Source organism: Vibrio sp. 1069 (assembly GCF_033340555.1).
Window position 1 is genome coordinate 644,835 of sequence record NZ_JAWOWP010000002.1, and the last position, 19,395, is coordinate 664,229.

The window sequence follows — 19,395 nt, forward strand, 5'->3', positions numbered from 1 at the left end:
ACGACGAATGAATGCGCCAATAAGGTGCAGTGCTCGACACAGTCACAAACTGCTTGATGCCAGAGTTAAGATCACCGACTATATTAATTGTTATATTATAACATTACACTATAAAGAGCATGAGCATGAACACCCAGAAACTCCCTGTTACGGTTTTGTCCGGCTTTCTAGGCGCAGGAAAAACAACCGTTTTAAGTCATATTCTTAACAATAGACAAGGCAGAAAAGTGGCGGTCATCGTCAACGACATGAGCGAAGTCAACATCGACGCAGCGACCGTTCAGAATGAAGTTTCTCTCAACCACAGTGAAGAAAAGTTGGTTGAAATGAGTAACGGTTGCATCTGTTGTACCCTGCGTGAAGATCTGCTTGAAGAAGTCACTAAACTCGCGCAAGAAGGCAGATTCGATTACTTAGTTATCGAGTCCACTGGCATCGCCGAGCCACTCCCCGTTGCAGAGACTTTTACTTTTGCCGATGAAAACGGGCTCTCACTTTCAGACGTTGCACGTTTAGACACCATGGTTACAGTAGTTGATGCGATTAACTTTCTGCGTGATTACGATGAAGCTAAGTTCTTAACAGAGACAGCTGAATCCTTAGGTGAAGACGATGAACGCAGCGTCGCCGACTTGCTCGTTGATCAAGTAGAGTTCGCTGACGTTATCTTGATAAGTAAAACCGACCTCGCTGAGAAATCAGAAATCGAAAGGCTTCTTGCTATTCTTAAAACTCTCAATACATCGGCCACTATTCTTCCTATCTCGAATGGTGAAGTAGAACTTGATGCGGTACTCGACACACAAAGCTTCAGTTTTGAAAAGGCACAACAAGCCCCACGTTGGTTGAAGGAAATGCGAGGCGAGCACATACCTGAAACCGAAGAATACGGCATTTCCAGCTTTGCCTATCATGCGAGACGCCCTTTCCATCCAGAGAAGTTTTACGACTTCCTCCACAATGCGAAAGATTACGGCAAACTGATTCGTTCCAAAGGTTACTTTTGGCTAGCAACAAGACCAGAGTTTGTCGGTCAATGGAGCCAAGCGGGAGGCATCGCACGTTATGGTGTTGCGGGTATGTTTTGGAAAGCGATTCCGAAGGAGGAATGGCCGACGGATCAAGATTACCTCGATGCTATAAACGACATTTGGCAAGAACCATACGGCGATATGCGACAAGAATTGGTGTTTATTGGTCAGGGATTAGAGCAAGAGAAATTGATTGCTCGTCTCAACGAATGCTTGTTAACAGAAGATGAGATGGAGCAAGGACTCGACTATTGGTTATCTCTGGAAGACCCTTTCCCTGAATGGGAACAGTAAACGACTGAGATACAAAAAAGCCTCTCACCATTCGAGAGGCTTTCTCGTTACACAGAGCCAATTTTGGTATACCGAGCCAATTCAGTAAGTCCGTTCTCGAAACAACCCGAGCAAACATGCAGCGAGGGAATCCTCACCATCGCATTCAAACCGTCTTCTTCTGGCTCAACTTAGCTATTTTCTTTGGCCAAGGATCTTCAAATGTTGCCCCTTGTTGCCATTGCTCCAATTCCACATCCGTTAAAAAGCAGTTTTCCAGCGCATCAATAAACACATCGACTTCGTTTTCTTGCCCAATCACCGTTAAGCGACAACGACGATCACCAAAGCGGCTTTCAACGCTGTCTATCTTATCTTGTAGGATTTGACGATGTTCCTCTGTGAAGTTTTGCGATTCGTCATTGATTACCGAAGCGCGCCAAAAGCCTGTAATTTCAAGCCCCACATTGCCGTTTACTTGGCTCCAAAGTAGTGAAACATCGTCTCGAGTTGGGAACCAAAAGAACCCCTTACTGCGGAACACACCTTTAGTTAAATACTGATGGCAGGTATTCCACAAACGCGCAGGATGAAAAGGTCGATCATCTTTGATCACTTTGGCGACAAGGCTTTGTTCGTCTTTATCAGAGAGATTCAACGGCTCATTCGCCGTCTCACGAAGTTCTGCGGTTAACTGCTCAACGAGGAAGAAATTGTAGTCTTGCTCACCTTTCAACATGCGGATATCCAAGTTTCCCCACGACGTTTTGATTATCTCGGTGTAAACGTTAAGCGGGTGAATCGCCTGCGCGATGTTGCGAACGGTATTGTCGTCCACTTTGTCCGTCTTGGTGAGCATGATACGGTTTGAGAACATGATTTGCTCTACCAACAAGTTTTCAACGCCGCGAACACCCTGCTGCACGTTCTCCTGCCACTTAGGGATTAAGGCAGAACCTTGTCGATAGTCATCTCGCAACCAAGTCGCATCCACCAACGTAATTACGTCTTTGAGTGCGAATTGTGCGTTACTTTTGAAGTACTCGACCAAAGGTAAAGGATGACTACTGCCCGACGTTTCAATCACAACCCATTCTGGCGATTTTTCTGCGCAGAGCTTTTTAAGGGCTTTATCGAGCTGCTTTACACCACTCAGGCTGCTGATGCTGTCTCCACTGATCGTAACAAAGTTGCCCTGCTCTTCACTCACCGCATCGGTATTTAAGATAAGCACGCCATCGACGTCTAACTCACTCATGTCATTAACAATAACGGACAGATCAATACCAGAAGAATCGGCTTGTTGAAGAATGTTGCGTAAAAACGTGGTTTTCCCGGACCCGAGAAACCCATGCAAAATGGTGACTGGAATTGATGGCATACCTTTGACCTACAAACTCTGAATAAACACATGTTATAACATAACAATTTGATGAGTTATAGAAGGAATCCAATTGCTGTCTTAGACCCAAAGCTTAAGAATCGGTAAAGACCACAGAGACTGATTTTTCAGAACTCGCCTTCGTTTCTCAGCACGTTTCATCACCAGCAAAGGTCTGACTATTGATAAAAACAATAAGTGGTTACAAAACGACCATTGCTTTGTTTATAAAATTGGAGAAAGATGACAATACAGCGATTTATAGGAGGTGGTGTTATGACTTTAGTTCTTACCGTTCTTATTTTCCTAAGTTGTATTGCGATGCTCGCGATTGGTGTGATGTTTTCACGTAGGCCGATCAAAGGCGGAGGTTGTTGCAAAGCGTCCGATGTTGCGGATGTGGGCGCACGTAAAAGAAAAAATCGCAGTCATTATTCTTCTAGGAACACATATTGACACTCACCTATTGCTCCAACCTCACAACACAAAATAGCATAACTGAGCCCCAACAAATTGTCGGGACTCAGTTTTTCGTTTCTACTAGATAATCAAACTCTGATACTCGCGCCAAAAATGAAGGTTTCTGGATGTTAGGAAGCGACTTCGCGATAGGTAAGTCGGCTTTCATTGCATCAACCGGACGATTACGAACTAAAACTTCAAAATGTAAATGTGGTCCGGTTGAACGACCAGTATTCCCAGAGAGGGCTATTTTTTGCCCACGCTTTATAACTTGACCTTTTTTAACCAAGATTTTATTCAAGTGTAGGTAACGAGTTTTGTACACACTGTTATGTTCAATCACTAAATAATTACCGGCATAAGGGTGCTTGCGGACCGCAATTACTTTTCCATCCCCAGTAGAATAAACTGGCGCACCGATTGGTGTCGCGAAATCCGTTCCGTTATGCGGGGTGACTCTTCCCGTCACTGGGTGTTTACGCTTAGGGTTAAACCCAGAGGTGATTCGGCGGTATGCCCTATCGACAGGATAACGGTTAAACGCTCGCTCCAAACTGTTACCAGCTCTATCATAGAACCGTCCATCCTCGGCTAGAAATGCAGCGACTTCGCCCCTCGCTAAGTTAAAAGAAATAGCCTTAATCTCACTATTGCCAGTTTTGTGTTCACCTAAATATTGCTGTTTCACTAATATATCGAAACGGTCACCGGCTCTAAGAGATCGCGCAAAATCAATCTTATCTTTCATCACCTGCGTAATATTTGCGACGTGGCCTGATGCCAATCCTACTCGATGTGCCGAGACTGAAAAACTCCCTTTGATTTCTCCCGAAAATAAGGTTTCACGCCATTCCCCTGAAATTTCCTGAAATTCGTAAGAGAAGGAGCCATCGTTTTCTCTAGTGTAGATAGCCCTCTCTACAAGGCTCATATGATAAATTAGTCGACTCAATTGCCCCATGTCATCCATCACTAATTCAAGCTCTTCACCGGGCTGAATCATATCTAGCTGGAGGTGATCAAGATCAACTGAGAGAATTTGCTGCAAAATACCGTAAGGGAGACCCAATTGAGCGAAGATACCACTGAGCGTATCTCCCACTTTAACTATGTAGTGTATTTGTTTAGGTTTAGGTTTAGGCAACGGAGTCAAACTGATATCTGAGGGAACCACTATCTTTGATGATGGAGGTGATGACGAATCACTGCTTTGATTCAGTTGAGTGCTGTGACTATCTTGATTTGGCTCATCCTCTGTAGGTAGAAGCAAAGCGACCGAAAAACAAAACACAGCAACGATTAAAGCAATAAATTTAAACTGACTCATGAGAAACTAAGTATCAATAACAACGATTGTTATGTTATAACATATCTAGGATTATTTTTACTCAGTTTAGTAAACGTTTATTCAGTTCACTGGATTGGCTAAGAGAAGACCAGTCATTCAACCCATTCTCTTTGAGAAGGCTCAATAATGAACACATTCAATTCAGCACTTATCGTTGCAGGAACACACGGAAACGAACTTTCTGGTATTTATTTACATAAACTAATCAAAGAAAAACGTTACTCTGTCAATAGATCAACCTTTTCAGCCTGCTCGATCATCGCAAACTCCGAAGCAGTAAAACACAACGTCCGATACATCGATACAGACTTAAATCGCGAGTTCTCAGCAATGAATAGCAATCATTGTCCTGATTTGCATGAAAGCAAGATTGCACATCAATTTATCGAGAAATATGCAAACCAAGAAAAACTGTTGATTGTTGACCTGCACAATACAACAAGCAATATGGGAGCGACGTTGATTTTGCTTTCTAACGATGTGTTTTATCGGAAACTGGGCGCGTACGTCAAACAACGAATGCCATCAGCACATATCCTTTTCGAAGAGCGAAAAGAATGGCAAGAGCAACCTTACCTTTGTACTGCTGGGCAATATGGAATAATGATTGAGGTCGGGGCGCAAGCACATGGTGCGCTAGAGTACAGTACGTTGGAGTTGATGAAACAGATGCTTACCGCAGTATTGGACTATGTTGAAAAGCACAACCTCAACCAAATAGGCTTACTGAGCGATTATGAGGCGTTTTTTTACACCGAAGAAATCAGGGTTCCACTTGATCAAGAGGGTATGCGGCAAGCACTAGTACACCCTACTATTTGTGGCAGAGATTTTGAGGCGGTCAAACCAGGAGCACCTTTATTAGCGACTTTCGCTGGTTATGATATCCATTGGAATGGCAAAGGGGAAATTTACCCGCACTTTATCAATGAGAGCGCCTACAGTACCGCAAATATAGCAATGGCCCTCGCTAAAAAAAGACGTGTTTCTTCCGTGTAACTTAAAGCAAGTAATTAGGCCACGTGTAACGTGGATACCTCACCCCATGAATAAAACTGTGCCTGAACCGCATAGGCAGAAAATACGGGTACTAACCCCACCCTAATACGGCAGCATAAGTGCCCTAAGCGCAGCTTTAAAAGAAACCCCACTAGAATTTTAAGGAGGTAAGACATTATGGTTAAAAGGAGAGTTTTCTCTTTTCTATCATGATGCCTTCTCCAAACATCGAAATAATCTATCTTCAAATTGGTCATCTAGACCGGAAGAGATCAGTTCTAGGCGGCTTTCTGAACACTCGTCTAGTTCAAACTCTGTGAGTCCATCTGATGTTAGATTGTAACCAAAAATACCGCTTCCCGTGATAAAAACCGCTTTCATTCGTTCGACCTTGAGGTCGAGCAGCAATAATCTCAGCTTTTGATGATCGAACACGTTTTCAGCGGAGATACGCCAACCGATACTGTAGAAACCTTCCCCCTGATTGGTTGCTTTTAGAATGCCACTCTCAGGCATAGGCAACTCAGGAACAAGTGACTTTTTCTCTCTTTCACGATAAAGAACAGAGGGCGTTTTTTGCACGTCAATACGAGTCGCTCCCTCACATTCATGAAAAGGGATAGCGCCATGTTCAGCGAAAATCACTTTTGTTTCCCGCAGACCGAGCTTTGCTATATAAGCCGTCAGCTTTTGCTCATCTTCATCTTGATAGAGATCGCGCTTATTACCTACCACTGTATCTGCGATAGTGATTTGCTGGTTAAACGTTTCATGCTCAGTGTACTTAGGATCCGATAGTTTACGTGCATCGACTAAAGTAATGTTTTTTTGCAAAGCGAGAATTTGACGATAATACTCGGTCGATAGCACTTGCAGTACTTCTTTAGGATGACCAAGGCCTGTAGGCTCAATCAACAATCGATCTGGCCTTGCTTCAGACAATAATTGATTTAAGGCGATTTGCATCGGAAGACCTGCTGCACAGCACATACATCCCCCGGGGACCTCTCGAATAAACACTTGGTCTTGTTTTTTTTGGCCTTGTAACAAGCTGCCATCAATACCAACTTCGCCAAATTCATTGACCAATACAGCCCAACGTTCATGACTCGGTTTATGGGTCAATAAGTGCATTATTGCCGATGTTTTCCCCACCCCGAGAAAGCCAGTGATGATGTTAGTCGGCACTCGCGAAATCAGTGGCTTATTAAAGTTCATTGGCAATTCTCCGGTAGCCTTGGACTAGTTCATGGTTGGCAGAAACGACGGATTCGGAAAAAGCTGAATATTCTGGCGGCACTTTAGAGATACTCTCTAAATCAAAACCGACACCAATATTGGTCATCGGTGGTACATGGAAATAAGCGGGTAAATCGAGGCCATCGACGACACAGTTATGACGAATAACACACCTCTCACCGATGACGCTATTGAACACGACGGAGTTGAAGCCAATGAAAACATCATCACAAACCTGGCAAGGACCATGAATAATCGAACGATGAGCAATGGATGAGCGCTCACCAATGGTCACCGCAGCCCCTGCCTTAGAGTGAATTACGACACCATCTTGGATATTGGTGTCACGTTTGATGACGATAGCTTCCATGTCTCCATGGTTATTAACTTCGTCAGTTCGAATAACAGCATAGGGTCCAATAAAAACGTTATCCTCAATAATGACTTTGCCACAGATAATAGCGGTTGGATCGATAAAGGCTGTTGAGGACACCTGTGGCATATGGCCCGTTGGGTTTCTTCTTAACATAATGCTTCCAGTTTGTTTATGGCTCTTTTTTTACGGTCAGCGACTTAACGATTGAAGGATAAACGCATCGCTCCAGCTGGTTTATCGATGACTTTGTTATTGGCATAAACTAGCGCGCCATTGACCCAAGTCTTTTGAATTTGAGCTGAAAATTCATGTCCAGCAAAAGGCGACCAACCACAGTGATATAAACTGTTTTCGTTGCTAACTCGTGTTGGGGTATGAGCATCAACCAACACCAAATCGGCGTAGTAACCTTCACGAATAAAACCTCGGCCTTGAATGCCATAGCGAATGGCCGGGTTGTGCGCAGTTTTTTCGACTACTTGAGTCAAACTCATATGACCTAAACGGACATGCTCGAAGAGAGTAAGTAACGCATGCTGAACTAACGGCAGTCCGGCTGGAGCCTGCTCGTAAGGCACTTGTTTTTCTTGCCAAGTGTGAGGAGCGTGATCTGTTGCAATGATATCTATTTGCCCCGTATTTAACGCTTTTAACAACGCATCGCGGTCACTAGGAAACTTGATTGAAGGATTACATTTGATCAAATTACCAAGAGCGCCATAATCTTTGTTGCTGAACCAAAGATGGTGAACACAAGCCTCCGCGGTGATTGATTTATCTCGAATGTCTCCCTCGTCAAAAAGTGCTAGCTCCTTCGCCGTTGTGATGTGCAGCACATGCAGTTGGCTGTGATACTTTTTGGCAAGTTCTACCGCATAAGAAGATGAAGCGTAACAGGCCTCTTCGTCACGCAAAATGGGATGGTCTTCGATAGTGAAACCTGGCTTCTTAAGCCTTTGCTTTTGCTGGTTTTGTTTAATAACAGTCCCACTTTCACAATGAGTAACAATGAGTACTGGAGAGTCACGAAAAATTGACTCCAACGCTTGCGGATCTTCGACTAACAAATTTCCTGTTGATGCCCCCATAAATACTTTCACACCACAATGTTGTTTGGGGTTAAGTTGTTTAATCTGTTCAAGATTGTCTTCGGTTGCACCGAGGTAGAAAGAATAATTCGCAAACGAGCTTTCTTTAGCGAGAGCGAACTTGCGCTCTAACGAGTCAATAGTCGTTGTAGCCGGACTAACATTGGACATTTCCATGTAGCTTGTAATACCGCCGGCTACCGCTGCCCGCGACTCGCTTGCAATTGTGCCTTTATGTGTCAGCCCAGGTTCTCGGAAATGCACTTGATCGTCAATCATGCCTGGCAGTAAATAAGCCCCTTTAGCATCAATTACAATATCTCCGTGTTGTACGGATATATTAGTAGCAATCTTGTCAATTCTTTGATCAACAATACGTAAATCTGTTTCGGTAATGGCTCCTTCGTTGACCACCCGAGCGTTTTTAATCAATGTTGCTGACATAATTCATTCTTTTAGATAATTTATAAATGTGGCCAGTACTCGGTCACCTTGTGAAGCTATAAGGGGAGATCGTGTGTCTGCCTCATAGGGGGCGGTTTGCGCATTCATCGCAAACACAGGAAATCTCAAATTGTGGGCTAAGAACGGTGAAGCCTTCTTGTATGGCTTTCGCACATACGCTAGAAATAACATTGGCTTCAACCGCTATTTCACTAACCTTTCCACACTGAGAGCAAATCAAAAACTGTGGAACGCCATGCTTCTGATCGCACGCGATTTGAGAACAAACGACGTATTTACTAGATGTATTGAGCTTATGGACAAAGTGCTCTGCTTCAAGGAAATCGAGTATTCGATAAACCGACATCGCTTGAATGTTTTGAGAAAAGTTGTGATTGCAGTAGTCAACTAGTTCGTAGGCAGAAAGCGGCTTCTCCGCATATAGCAGTGAAGTCAGTATCAATTTCCGTTTAGTAGTGAGTTGTTTACCTCGCAGCAGGCAGATTTTCTCTACCTGCTTCATGACGTCATCTACCGTTTTGAGCTTTCTCATATCTCTAGATGAAATCCAATGTGAGTAGTAAGCGACGTTCATTGTCTGCAACATGTGGAGAGCGATGTATAAGTCCAGTGGCTTCATTGCCTTCCCAACCACTTCCTTTGAGCAGGGCAACATCGCCAGGCTGCATTCGTCGTATTGCACTTTCAGAGTCGTATAAGCCCGATAGGTGATCAGGTTGACCGAGACTACCGGCACCGAGTTTAGTGCGATCAATGGTATCGTTGGTTAACCATTCGGTCGCTCGGCCGGTATAAGTTATGACAAGTCTGCAAGGCACACGATCAAAGTGAAATTTCGGGCACATCGGGCTGTCTAGGCGAGTTAGTCTCAAACCTGCTTCTTTAACCTCAAACAAACAGCAGAACATATCGACGATTAAAGCAACATCTTCACTCAGCGCATCAGCACACGCATAGCCCTCTAACTTGCTTCGTACCCATTGTGCAGCATCATCTGGCGTGACACTTTGTACCAGTGCCAATCTAGGCTCCTGAGCCAGCATCAGATTAATGTCCTTCGTCAACTCTTTCGAGAGCGTTCGCTGCCATATGGCAATATTGTGCTCTGGTTTGTAGATGTCGCTAAGTATGTTCGCTGATGTCGATATCGCCAACGATGATGTTTTTTGGACACGAAGCGGGTTCTCAACTACATCAATGCTCATATATCTTCCTCCCAAGCGTTAAAAAGGTCAGGTAAAGGTTTTAATAACGTTGATTTTCTAGGGCTATGAGACCTAGTAATCGTTACGATTTCGCTCTAGTTCACGGACATATTGACACAGTCCCACCCCATGTAGAGTCAAGTCAGACAACGCTTGTGAAGAAATCAACGTTTACTCTCAATAGGAGACTACTGGTTGTGAGATCAATTCTTTAAACAACAAATTGTAGAGCCCCAAACAAGGCAATGTTATAACATAACAATTAATCTTTTCAATATTTACCTTTTTTGATTAAAGATAATTAGGGGAACATCATGAGCATGCGAGCACGGAAATTATATTCCGCGATTAGAAAAGTAACGCGTAGGTGAATCGCCATAGACCCGACGAAACATCGCGATAAAGTTGCTGGGCGTCGAATAACCTAAAGCATGTGCAATATCTCCCACCGATTCCCCTCGAGCTATCATTTCTAATGAATGTATTAGCAGTACTTGTTGCCGCCATTCACTAAAACTCATGTTTAACTCACTTCGAATCAATCGTCTTAACGTCCGAGATGAGACTGCCCCAATATTGGCCCAATGCTCTACAGAATGCTTGCTGTTTGGGTCTATTAAAATTGCTTGAGTAACTTTTTGCAGTCTCGGATCTCTGGGCAGCGGGATGTGGAGTGACTCATGAGGGCTATTGACGATTTCATCGGATATTACGGCAAGAATACGTAAAGACTGTATGGATAGATCGTCTGTTTTGCTCCATATCGATGCTCTAACCGATAGGGCTTTCAACACATCGCTCATTTGGATAACACAAGGTCTCATTGGAAACCGCTCACAACTCTCTGGAGTAAACAGTAATGAACGACCTTTCAGAGAACCACAAAAATAAACACTGTGCATCGCACCCGGGGGGATCCAACCAGCTCGGTGAGGTGGTAGTATCCACGTTCCTTCATCGGTTTTTACCTGTATTAGCCCTTCATCTATACACAGTAACTGGCCTCGATGATGACTGTGCCAATTATGTGGCCGTTGATCCAAATGGTTGAAGTCGCTCCTTTCATGCTGCCACTCCTTAGCGATCAGTGCGGCGCCATTTTTCCACTCGCTGTAATCAGAGTTTGTCACTTTATTTACTCAATTCCATTTTGGCCATTATTCATTATTTTCTGTCCTCTTAACGTTACCATAGCAAGTTCACGTTCGAGTAACATTTTAGCAACGACCATTTTATCGAAGGCAGAACCATCATGAACGAACCTATCTTTATTATCTATTACATTACAGCAGGCTTGGGCATTGGCTTTCTCGCAGGACTCGTTGGTGTGGGTGGTGGTGGAATGGCCGTCCCTATTTTTGCGTTTCTATTTTCACTACAGGGAATAGCTGATACAGAAGTGGTCCATCTTGCGTTAGGGACATCAATGGCTTCGATGATTGTTACAACATTGGGCAGCATGCGCGCTCACTACAAAAAAGAGAATGTAGACTCGACAATGGTAGTAAAAATGTTGAGCGGAGTTCTAGTCGGAACATTTTGCGCCACATTCGTAGCATCGTATCTACAAGGCGTCTATCTGGCAGGCTTTTTTAGCGTATTCATGTTGTATGTTGCTTATAAGATGTTCCTCAACACTGAAAATGAGTACAACCCGAACCCACATGGAGCTATCGGTAATATCACTGTAGGCTCGGTGATTGGCTCTGTATCAGCACTTGTCTCTATAAGCGGTGCGGGGTTGATCATCCCCTATCTTGTCCAGCAAAATTTTGAGGTAAAACGTGCTATTGGTACCTCTGCTGCGATAGGTTTCCCTATCGCGCTGTCAGGAAGCCTCGGTTACATGTTAAACGGATGGGGAAACACAGATTGGAACAACTTAGTATTAGGATACATATACCTTCCTGCAATGCTCAGCTTCTCCATTAGTAGCTACTTAACTACTAGCCTCGGCGTGCGTTGTGCAGCGTATTTCCCAAATAAAGTTCTTAAGAAAATCGTTGGTATTTTGTGTGTTCTTCTAAGTTTCAAAATGTTGGTACAAGTACTTAGTTAGAGCAAATAACACGGTCACTAGTAGGCCTTGCACTATGGTGGAGGGATAAGCCTACACAAAACTTACTCCTCGCTTTGCTTACTCGAACAGACAATGTGTAAGAAAGTGTCACATTGTTGCTATTCTTGTGGCTTTGTTAGGCTAGTCAGAATTACATCCAAAATTTTCTGGTGATTGTCCTTTCTGGAAACCTCGTCACGCTCCTGGCAAAGTGCTTCCTCCCCTTCTGATGCGAGAATTTTAATGCCACGCTCAGTACATTCTGCGAACGCACTAAACTGACTCGCACTGGGGATCTCTTGAAACGTCACATTGGGAAGAGCAACAAGTGATTCGGCTGGTGTCAGTGCGGGATGTAGCCGATCAGAGAGCGCCACCACGGTGATAGCATTGTTCATCAAGGCCAGAGTTTCAGGGACAAAAGTTTTCGTTAGCTCAGGGTTGATAACGACGACCGATTTCAGTTTGTTTTCAGACTGAAATCGGGGGAATTTTTGATCCGGGATGCTGGTAATATCAACGTTATTTTCACGTAACCAATGACAGTCTACATTGGTGGCGTTGTGACACGATGTTCGATATTTCTCCGGGCTTATTTGAGCTCCGGAGAGCATCAGCATAGATGTGCCGCCCAGAAAAAAGCCGACCCCCTGCACTGCATCAGTATCTACGCCTCCGGACAGTATCCCGACCGAACTTAATTCGTTCAGCCCAAGCACCAAATCACTGGTTCTGAATGTGATTTCATCAACAGCCATTTCTGCATTGATTTCGTTCGGTGCAGGAGGCTTTGGTACCACAACGACATAACCTTGTTGCGCCAGGCTCGAGGCTATCCAACCACTGTGGGAAAACGCTGACCGTGTTCCGCCCTGCGACAAAAGCACAACGGGAAATTTTCCACTTGCTAAAGGGGCATCTAACTGCGTTTCGACTGATTTAAAAATGTTCCCCCTACCAAACGAGAAGTTGTTTTTTTCGTTCGTTGTGGGATACCAATAATAGACTTCCACAGGCTTGTCTCTGTCTTCACTGAATCCCGTTTTGACTGTTAGCGCAGAATGGTATTTCGGCTCATTCGTACTGGCGCTGACACTGACACATAATGTAGCGAGTAGAAAAGACATTATTATTTTGGTTTTCATTTTTCCCTCAGCCGGCAAACACATTCTTCTGCACGGCATCTGAAGATAACGAGCAGAAGAATATCCATATATTTTGCGAAACATAGCAATTAAGCTATTCATAGTCGAGGTAACCCAAAGAAAATGATAGACCGCTCCAGCTAGAGCCTTTCTTTTCAATAATTTTCTGCGGATATCCACCATGCAGAAGTTTGTACTTTACTCATTGTAAACGACTAATCATGGCCTCTTAAGGCAACATTAGAAAACCAACCGTATTCACAATCCATAACTCCATAACTCATAGTTACACCGATGTATATCTAAGTGAGCTGAAGCTTCATTGCCCATCCAGTGCCCTTTGCATTTTTATAGCAAGGTAGCCAAGCACCATTTTATTACGGACCATTGCTGCCCGCACTAACACTTTTGTTTTGTATCGTAACTGATTTGCTTACTGACGTTCTTTAGTTGCACTCCTGCCTTATTAAATGCCTTTTGAATAGTTGTGGAAACATGCTGGCGGCCCTCTCCTTCAAAAAAGTTAGCTCGATCTTGCTTCGTTTCGAATACGCAGACTATTTCTAAACTTTGTGGAAAAGAAGAGAATTTGACGGTATGAGTCACCCAAAGAAAGCCATCGTAGCCTTTTAGCGTATCTTCACAAACTTCGGTCAACACTTCTCTAATTAGATTCTCGACCTTCTTATCTGATTTGCGCATGAATTAAACTGCCTTCCTATCTAACGCCTTTAATTAGGTCTCAGTCTACATTGTCTTAAACAGTATTTGGCAGTGGTATTTAGTCAATAGCCTGTAGATGAGGTTATTCGCACGAAGATTTACCGACCTACTCGCTTCGAACTACATCTTACGCTGTTAAAAATAAGCGCTTTGCAACTCTACAAAACGCTTCTAACTTATTAGATTATTTTAAGTGTGTTTCAAGGAATGCAGAAACCTTGTCCATTGCAATGCCGACTGCTTCTGGATGGTCATACAGTTCATAGTGAGACCAATTTTCCAAATTAACCAGCTGTCGGTCTTTTGATTGAACAGAGCGGCCATAAATTTCCTGCCCATCACGATAAGCACCAAACGCCCCGACTTTTTGCCCTACCACGGCCATAACAGGCTGAGTCAATAACGTTTCGGCAAATGCAAAGGCATCCCAGCTCAGTGTTTTCTGTGCATGTGAAAACAGCATACGAGTTGCACCACCTTCGGTTTGTCCACGTGATGTTTTGTAGTATTCAGTAGCTTCGAACACGTCTCGTTCTGTTAATCCATTTTCTTTTGCAAATTCAATATTTGGAGGAAGAAGTTCATCGATTTTCAGCTCTGAGCCGCGAGCTTCGGCTGTTCTCTGTGCAGCCATAGCTTCAAGATTGGCGATAGGGTCGTACATACTAAAGCCTTCACGGAACAAGCGGCCTAAGTTAACAGGCGTAATACCTACGACAGCTTTCAAGCGCTTTTCGGTTAGGGCTGAATTGATCATGTAACCACCACCGCCGCAGATACCGAGTCCACCAATTCTATTCTCATCGACATATGGTAAAGTTACTGCATAGTCGATAACGCGACTGATATCTTCAACACGTTGACTTGGGTCTTCTACGTAGCGAGGCAATCCTCCCGATTCTCCTTGGAAGCTCGCGTCAAATGCGATCACGACGTAACCTAACTCAGCAAGGGCTTTACCATAGACAGCGCTGGATGTTTGTTCTTTACAACTACCAAAAGGATGAACACTTATCATTGTTGGGTAGCGTTTCGATTCATTGAAGCCTTCTGGGAATAAAATTAATGCAGACATATCCCAAGACATATCAGCATTTCTAAAAGTGATTTTTTGCATATTCATAATCAATACCTTAAGAGTAAAAAGCCTTGAGAGCAGAAAGGCTCGAAGCAATTGAGCCTTTCATCGGGAATATTAAAGAGTGCGTTGGAAGAAAGATGCGAGTTGGGATACTGCGTCATCGACGTATTCGGCAACATCATAAAGCGACATATGGTTTGCACCATCAATGGCATACAAGGTTTTATCTGAACTCGCAGCACGTTCTATCAGGTCATCACTCATCCATTTGCTGCCTGCGTCACTACCAACGACAGCAAGAATTGGCAGAGTTAGGAATGCTTCCGCTTTGTGGTACGCATCGTAAGTAATGATCTGATTTAAGTTACGAGTTAGAGCAAAACCCGGCGCATTTGGATGTTCACAACGTGGTGTGTGGTAATACTCCCAAGCTTCGCGTAGTTCTGCATTTGAGGCATCTTCTTCACGCATCGGAGCTAGAGGAATAGTCGCGAATTCTGTACCATTCGTGTCGGTTGTGCGAGCATTCGAACCAAATTCTAAGTAACCAACAGCGTCAGCATCGTTAACCGAATTATCCCAACCATTACGGAACATTTGGCCAATGTTTACGGCACTAACCATACCCAGTGCTTTGATTCGACGATCATTGATCGCTGCATTTGCACTATAGCCCGCACCAGCACAAATCCCCATTGCGCCAATTTTATCGTTATCGACGTACTCTAACGTTGTCAGATAGTCGACGACTGCGCTCACGTCTTCAGTACTCGTGTAAGGGTTTTCCATTTGGCGAGGCTCACCTGTACTTTCACCTTGATACGAACGGTCAAACGCAATGGCAATTATGCCGCTTTTTGCAAGTTTACTCGCATATAGGCCTGCGGTTTGCTCTTTTACGCCACCACCTGGGTGTGAAACAACAACCGCCGCATATTGTTTACTTGCATCAAAATCTGTAGGGAAGTTGATAACCGCTGAAATCTCAATACCTTGACCATTGAGATTTTTGAAAGTGACTTTAGACATAGCGACATTCTCCATTAGAGGTTAACTGTTCATCTCAGGCTGACCTAAGCTTCGAGGTAATATTAGTCAACACACTGTTTCGGATAAATATCGTTTTATCTACATGACTGTTTAGTTATACTTAACAAATGAGAATAGAACCTTCTTTAATTTCATCACTGACGTGGTTTGCACATATTGCTCGCCATCGCAGTTTCACTAAAGCAGCCTTAGAAATGGGGATAACCCGTGCTGCCTTATCACAACACCTGAAAGCGTTAGAGCAACAGCTACAAGTTCGGTTAATTAATCGAACCACCAGAAGTATGTCGCTGACGGAAGAAGGCCAACGTCTGCTTGATATTTTGCAACCTTCATTGATGAACATTGAGCAGGTCGTTAACGAATTGAACGACTCTCATCTTGAGCCTTCGGGATTAATCCGTATCAGTGTATCAAGAACCGCTGCTCGGCTGCTTATTGAGCCCTATCTAGGTGAGTTCCTCTCTCGTTATCCTAAAATACGCCTAGAGCTAATCATGGATGATGGGTTTTCTAACATCGTCGCAGAAGGCGTTGACGCTGGCATTCGCTTAGGATTAAGCTTAGATGAACATATGGTTGCGGTCCCTATTACTCCGCCGTTAACAACGGCAATAGTGGGCTCTCCTGAATACTTTAGGCAAAATGGACTACCTCAAACTCCTGAGGATTTAGAAGGTCACAATTGCCTTGCTTATCGTTTTACCTCTAGCGGAACAATTGATCATTGGTCGCTAACCTCTCCAGATGTTGCAAAGCGCACCCTCGTTTTCGAGCCTAAAGGCAATGCTATTTTTAATGATGACTATAGTATGTTACAAGCTGCAATACAGGGTGTGGGTTTAGTAAAGCATATTGATTTATGGGTGGAAAAGCACATAGATGAGGGAAGATTGACCCGAGTTCTGACACCTTGGTGCAAAGAGTTTCCAGGGTTTTATTTATATATACCTTCACGAGAGCATATGCCGAAAAAAATCCGCGTCTTGATGGATTTTTTAATCGAAAAGCGCGAAGCTCTGAAACCCAAAGAGTAATTGCCAAATTGCTTTAAATAAAAAAGCGAGCACGAGGCTCGCTTTTAACTTTCTGTTTTCGTTATATATTACAATAGTTCAACCGATTGTTTAGCTATCACAAATTCCTCGTTAGTAGGAATAACAAGAGCTTTGGCACCTAACAACTCAGATGTTGCAATAACACCTGCGTTACCAAATCTTGCATCTTCGTTACCTTTCTCATCTTCAACAAAACCTAGAAGTTTTAGGTTTTTCAAGATTTCACGACGAATTGGTAGTGAGTTTTCACCAATACCACCAGTGAAGATGATGCCGTCTAATGAATCCAGAGCAGCTAGGTAAGAAGTAATGTATTTCGCAACACGGTAAGTGAAGATTTCAAATGCCAACTTCGCACGTGAATTCCCCGCTTCCATTGCTTCTAGTACGCCACGAGCATCACTTGTCACACCAGATACACCTAAGAAACCTGACTTCTTGTTCATCATCTCGAACACTTCGTCTTTTTCCCAGCCTTTACGGAAAAGGAACTCGATAACACTTGGATCAAGGTCACCACAGCGAGTGCCCATCATTAGGCCAGCTAACGGCGTCAAACCCATACTTGTATCAACACATTCGCCATTTTTAACCGCACTCACTGATGCACCGTTACCTAAGTGCACAGTGATAAAGCTGCTTTCTTCAACCGGCTTATCTAGCATTTTCGCTGCTTCACGGCTTACGTAGTAGTGGCTTGTACCGTGAGCACCGTAACGACGCACTTTATGCTCTTCGTAAAGCTCGTAAGGAAGTGCGTACATAAAGGCTTTGGCTGGCATTGTTTGGTGGAAAGCAGTGTCAAATACAGCAAATTGAGGCAGTGAAGGGAACGCCGCCATTGCCGCTCTCATGCCTTCAGCGTTCGCTTTGTTATGAAGTGGTGCAAGTTCAGCAAGGCGCTCTACTTCTTGAATAACTGTTTCATCAACTTTCACAGTTCCTTTAAAGGTTTCACCGCCTGCGACAATGCGATGGCCTACAGCGACAAATTTTGAGCTCAAACCTAGAGTATCGAGTAGTTTTACCACTCGCTCAACGGCGTACTGATGATGGTTGCCGCCAGCTGGAATTGCTTCAACGGTTTTTTCTCCCTGATATTTCCAACTGATTTCAGCTTCAGGTAGGCCAAAACACTCACCAATACCTGATACCAAAGCTTCACCGGTTTCAGAATCAATAACAGCAAATTTTAATGAAGAGCTACCAGAGTTGATGACCAGTACAAACGAATTAGACATGAAATAGTTATCCTGTTGTAGAGCAGAGGTTGTAATAGCGCTTGTGCGCTGCGTACTTCTTGTTTGCCCCTCTATTATTCAATAATTTTTTAATCTTTCAACAATCTTTTAGTAAAACCGATTTGATTGAACAAATTTTGTTGATCTGTAGCAAGTTTTGATTTTATTTGAAGACTAAAAAATATCACTTGTTAAACATAGTTTATGAACAGGTCAATTTGTACAAAGTCAGGCATATAAAACACGTTGTTTATTGGGTTAACAAAAATAACAAACCAATCAATAAATCGGGGTAATAATGTGCTCACTATTGCGTTTCTACTAGTGATCTTAGGTTTGATTTTGCTCTGCTGGGGATGGCAGATGACAAAAAACATCTGCTCAAAAACTGACGTAACCGGGTGGACTTACCTATTATTGTTAATCAGCTGTTTCATTTTTGCTTATGCCGTTTTTTTGCACGCCATCATGCAAAAACCTATTGCTTCTCTCTTAGAAACGGGCGTTTCTCTTATAATTTTTGGCGGCATACCTTTGTCGTGCTGGTGATTAAGTGGAGCAACGATTCGATATTAGAGCTTCATACCGTTGCTGAAAGAGAGAAGCGCAATGCTGTCCATGACGCTCTTACTGGGCTCCCTAATCGTAAATACTGCTTTGAGTCTATCGAAGACATGACACAACCTGAAGGCCAATGACTGATTCAAATTATGAGATAACCTCAAAAACGTCGAAAGATTGATAATACGTTTCAAGGTAAGCTGGTTAATTTCTTTTCACAGCAAGCCGCACTGAAGGCTCACGCTCTATCGTTGAGAACACGATTGCGCTAGCACATGGATTAGGGTATTCGGTCGTAGCAGAAGGCGTTCAAGACATGGACACACTGCATTTTTTGAGAAGTCGAGGCTGTGACATCATTCAGGGTTACTTGTTCTGTCCTGCCCTGCCCTTAGACGAAGTAATAAGTTGGGTAAACAAACACGATGAAAAGCAAAACCGTATTAGACGCGCATAAAAAAGCCGAGCGCTTTGCTCGGCTTTCAATTCTTTTTGTGTGCCGTCCTAAATAAGGTTGACACTTTCCCCCCAAAAAAATTGGAGAGTGTTATGAAATCAACAACTAAAAGAACTCAGCGCGATTACTCCCTCGCTTTTAAACTCACTGTAG

The 19,395-nt window shown here is 43.5% G+C and carries 17 protein-coding genes and 2 pseudogenes; 6 read left to right on the plus strand and 13 right to left on the minus strand.

The features are described from left to right. The first annotated feature begins 125 nt into the window (after nucleotides 1–125). Nucleotides 126–1,325, plus strand: a complete 1,200-nt coding sequence (gene zigA / locus R7040_RS05975; protein ID WP_318081136.1) for a zinc metallochaperone GTPase ZigA — start codon at nucleotides 126–128, stop codon at nucleotides 1,323–1,325. Nucleotides 1,326–1,470: 145 nt separating this feature from the next. Here zigA and R7040_RS05980 read toward each other — a convergent pair whose 3' ends face one another. Both R7040_RS05980 and R7040_RS05990 read right to left on the minus strand, forming a co-directional pair. Continuing rightward, nucleotides 1,471–2,685 carry a CobW family GTP-binding protein gene (locus R7040_RS05980; RefSeq protein WP_005375722.1) on the minus strand — a complete coding sequence of 405 codons (1,215 nt, stop codon included), beginning with the start codon at nucleotides 2,683–2,685 and terminating at the stop codon, nucleotides 1,471–1,473. Nucleotides 2,686–3,208: 523 nt separating this feature from the next. After that, nucleotides 3,209–4,474 carry a peptidoglycan DD-metalloendopeptidase family protein gene (locus R7040_RS05990; protein WP_213869702.1) on the minus strand — a complete coding sequence of 422 codons (1,266 nt, stop codon included), beginning with the start codon at nucleotides 4,472–4,474 and terminating at the stop codon, nucleotides 3,209–3,211. Nucleotides 4,475–4,621: 147 nt separating this feature from the next. Here R7040_RS05990 and R7040_RS05995 point away from each other — a divergent pair, with 147 nt between their 5' ends. Then, entirely contained in the window at nucleotides 4,622–5,494 is an 873-nt protein-coding gene (locus R7040_RS05995) for an aspartoacylase (RefSeq protein ID WP_053303731.1), read from the plus strand. A gap of 207 nt (nucleotides 5,495–5,701) precedes the next feature. On the opposite strand, the gene R7040_RS06000 is transcribed toward R7040_RS05995, so the two are convergent. The 6 genes from R7040_RS06000 to R7040_RS06025 form a co-directional block, all read right to left on the minus strand. Continuing rightward, nucleotides 5,702–6,712 (minus strand): GTP-binding protein, encoded by a 1,011-nt coding sequence (locus tag R7040_RS06000; protein ID WP_318081137.1) that lies wholly within the window; start codon nucleotides 6,710–6,712, stop codon nucleotides 5,702–5,704. Then, nucleotides 6,702–7,262 carry a carbonate dehydratase gene (locus R7040_RS06005; protein WP_318081138.1) on the minus strand — a complete coding sequence of 187 codons (561 nt, stop codon included), beginning with the start codon at nucleotides 7,260–7,262 and terminating at the stop codon, nucleotides 6,702–6,704. The genes R7040_RS06000 and R7040_RS06005 overlap by 11 nt, the downstream gene beginning before the upstream one ends. 44 nt (nucleotides 7,263–7,306) lie before the next feature. After that, nucleotides 7,307–8,641, minus strand: coding sequence for a dihydroorotase (locus tag R7040_RS06010; RefSeq protein WP_318081139.1), 1,335 nt, complete (start codon nucleotides 8,639–8,641; stop codon nucleotides 7,307–7,309). Between the two features lie 82 nt (nucleotides 8,642–8,723). Next, on the minus strand, nucleotides 8,724–9,194 hold the full coding sequence (locus R7040_RS06015) for a Fur family transcriptional regulator (RefSeq protein WP_017635740.1): 471 nt from the start codon (nucleotides 9,192–9,194) through the stop codon (nucleotides 8,724–8,726). Between the two features lie 4 nt (nucleotides 9,195–9,198). After that, complete coding sequence (locus tag R7040_RS06020) at nucleotides 9,199–9,867, minus strand: DUF1826 domain-containing protein (RefSeq protein WP_017635741.1); 669 nt, start codon at nucleotides 9,865–9,867, stop codon at nucleotides 9,199–9,201. Nucleotides 9,868–10,202: 335 nt separating this feature from the next. Beyond that, nucleotides 10,203–10,997 carry an AraC family transcriptional regulator gene (locus R7040_RS06025; RefSeq protein WP_054729357.1) on the minus strand — a complete coding sequence of 265 codons (795 nt, stop codon included), beginning with the start codon at nucleotides 10,995–10,997 and terminating at the stop codon, nucleotides 10,203–10,205. Nucleotides 10,998–11,119: 122 nt separating this feature from the next. Here R7040_RS06025 and R7040_RS06030 point away from each other — a divergent pair, with 122 nt between their 5' ends. After that, nucleotides 11,120–11,926, plus strand: coding sequence for a sulfite exporter TauE/SafE family protein (locus tag R7040_RS06030; RefSeq protein WP_064354623.1), 807 nt, complete (start codon nucleotides 11,120–11,122; stop codon nucleotides 11,924–11,926). A 119-nt stretch (nucleotides 11,927–12,045) separates the two neighbouring features. Here R7040_RS06030 and R7040_RS06035 read toward each other — a convergent pair whose 3' ends face one another. From R7040_RS06035 to R7040_RS06050, 4 genes are all read right to left on the minus strand, one after another. Further along, the gene (locus R7040_RS06035; protein WP_240694219.1) at nucleotides 12,046–13,254 is read right to left on the minus strand and encodes an alpha/beta hydrolase family protein; all 1,209 of its coding nucleotides are present in this window, start codon (nucleotides 13,252–13,254) and stop codon (nucleotides 12,046–12,048) included. A gap of 216 nt (nucleotides 13,255–13,470) precedes the next feature. After that, nucleotides 13,471–13,773: a hypothetical protein gene (locus R7040_RS06040; RefSeq protein WP_054574367.1), complete on the minus strand. Its 303-nt coding sequence runs from the start codon at nucleotides 13,771–13,773 to the stop codon at nucleotides 13,471–13,473. A 205-nt stretch (nucleotides 13,774–13,978) separates the two neighbouring features. Then, entirely contained in the window at nucleotides 13,979–14,917 is a 939-nt protein-coding gene (locus R7040_RS06045) for an alpha/beta hydrolase (protein ID WP_017635745.1), read from the minus strand. Nucleotides 14,918–14,989: 72 nt separating this feature from the next. Continuing rightward, complete coding sequence (locus R7040_RS06050) at nucleotides 14,990–15,904, minus strand: alpha/beta hydrolase (RefSeq protein WP_017635746.1); 915 nt, start codon at nucleotides 15,902–15,904, stop codon at nucleotides 14,990–14,992. 128 nt (nucleotides 15,905–16,032) lie between these two features. On the opposite strand from R7040_RS06050, the gene R7040_RS06055 reads away from it, so the two are divergent. Next, on the plus strand, nucleotides 16,033–16,962 hold the full coding sequence (locus R7040_RS06055) for a LysR family transcriptional regulator (RefSeq protein WP_258469904.1): 930 nt from the start codon (nucleotides 16,033–16,035) through the stop codon (nucleotides 16,960–16,962). A 68-nt stretch (nucleotides 16,963–17,030) separates the two neighbouring features. Here R7040_RS06055 and R7040_RS06060 read toward each other — a convergent pair whose 3' ends face one another. Continuing rightward, on the minus strand, nucleotides 17,031–18,224 hold the full coding sequence (locus tag R7040_RS06060) for an acetate/propionate family kinase (RefSeq protein ID WP_005375697.1): 1,194 nt from the start codon (nucleotides 18,222–18,224) through the stop codon (nucleotides 17,031–17,033). Between the two features lie 363 nt (nucleotides 18,225–18,587). Here R7040_RS06060 and R7040_RS30595 point away from each other — a divergent pair. Together R7040_RS30595 and R7040_RS30600 are read left to right on the plus strand one after the other, a co-directional pair. After that, nucleotides 18,588–18,907 (plus strand): annotated as a pseudogene (locus R7040_RS30595) (GGDEF domain-containing protein); the annotation flags it as partial. Nucleotides 18,908–18,993: 86 nt separating this feature from the next. Beyond that, nucleotides 18,994–19,242 (plus strand): annotated as a pseudogene (locus R7040_RS30600) (EAL domain-containing protein); the annotation flags it as partial. Nucleotides 19,243–19,395 lie beyond the last annotated feature (153 nt).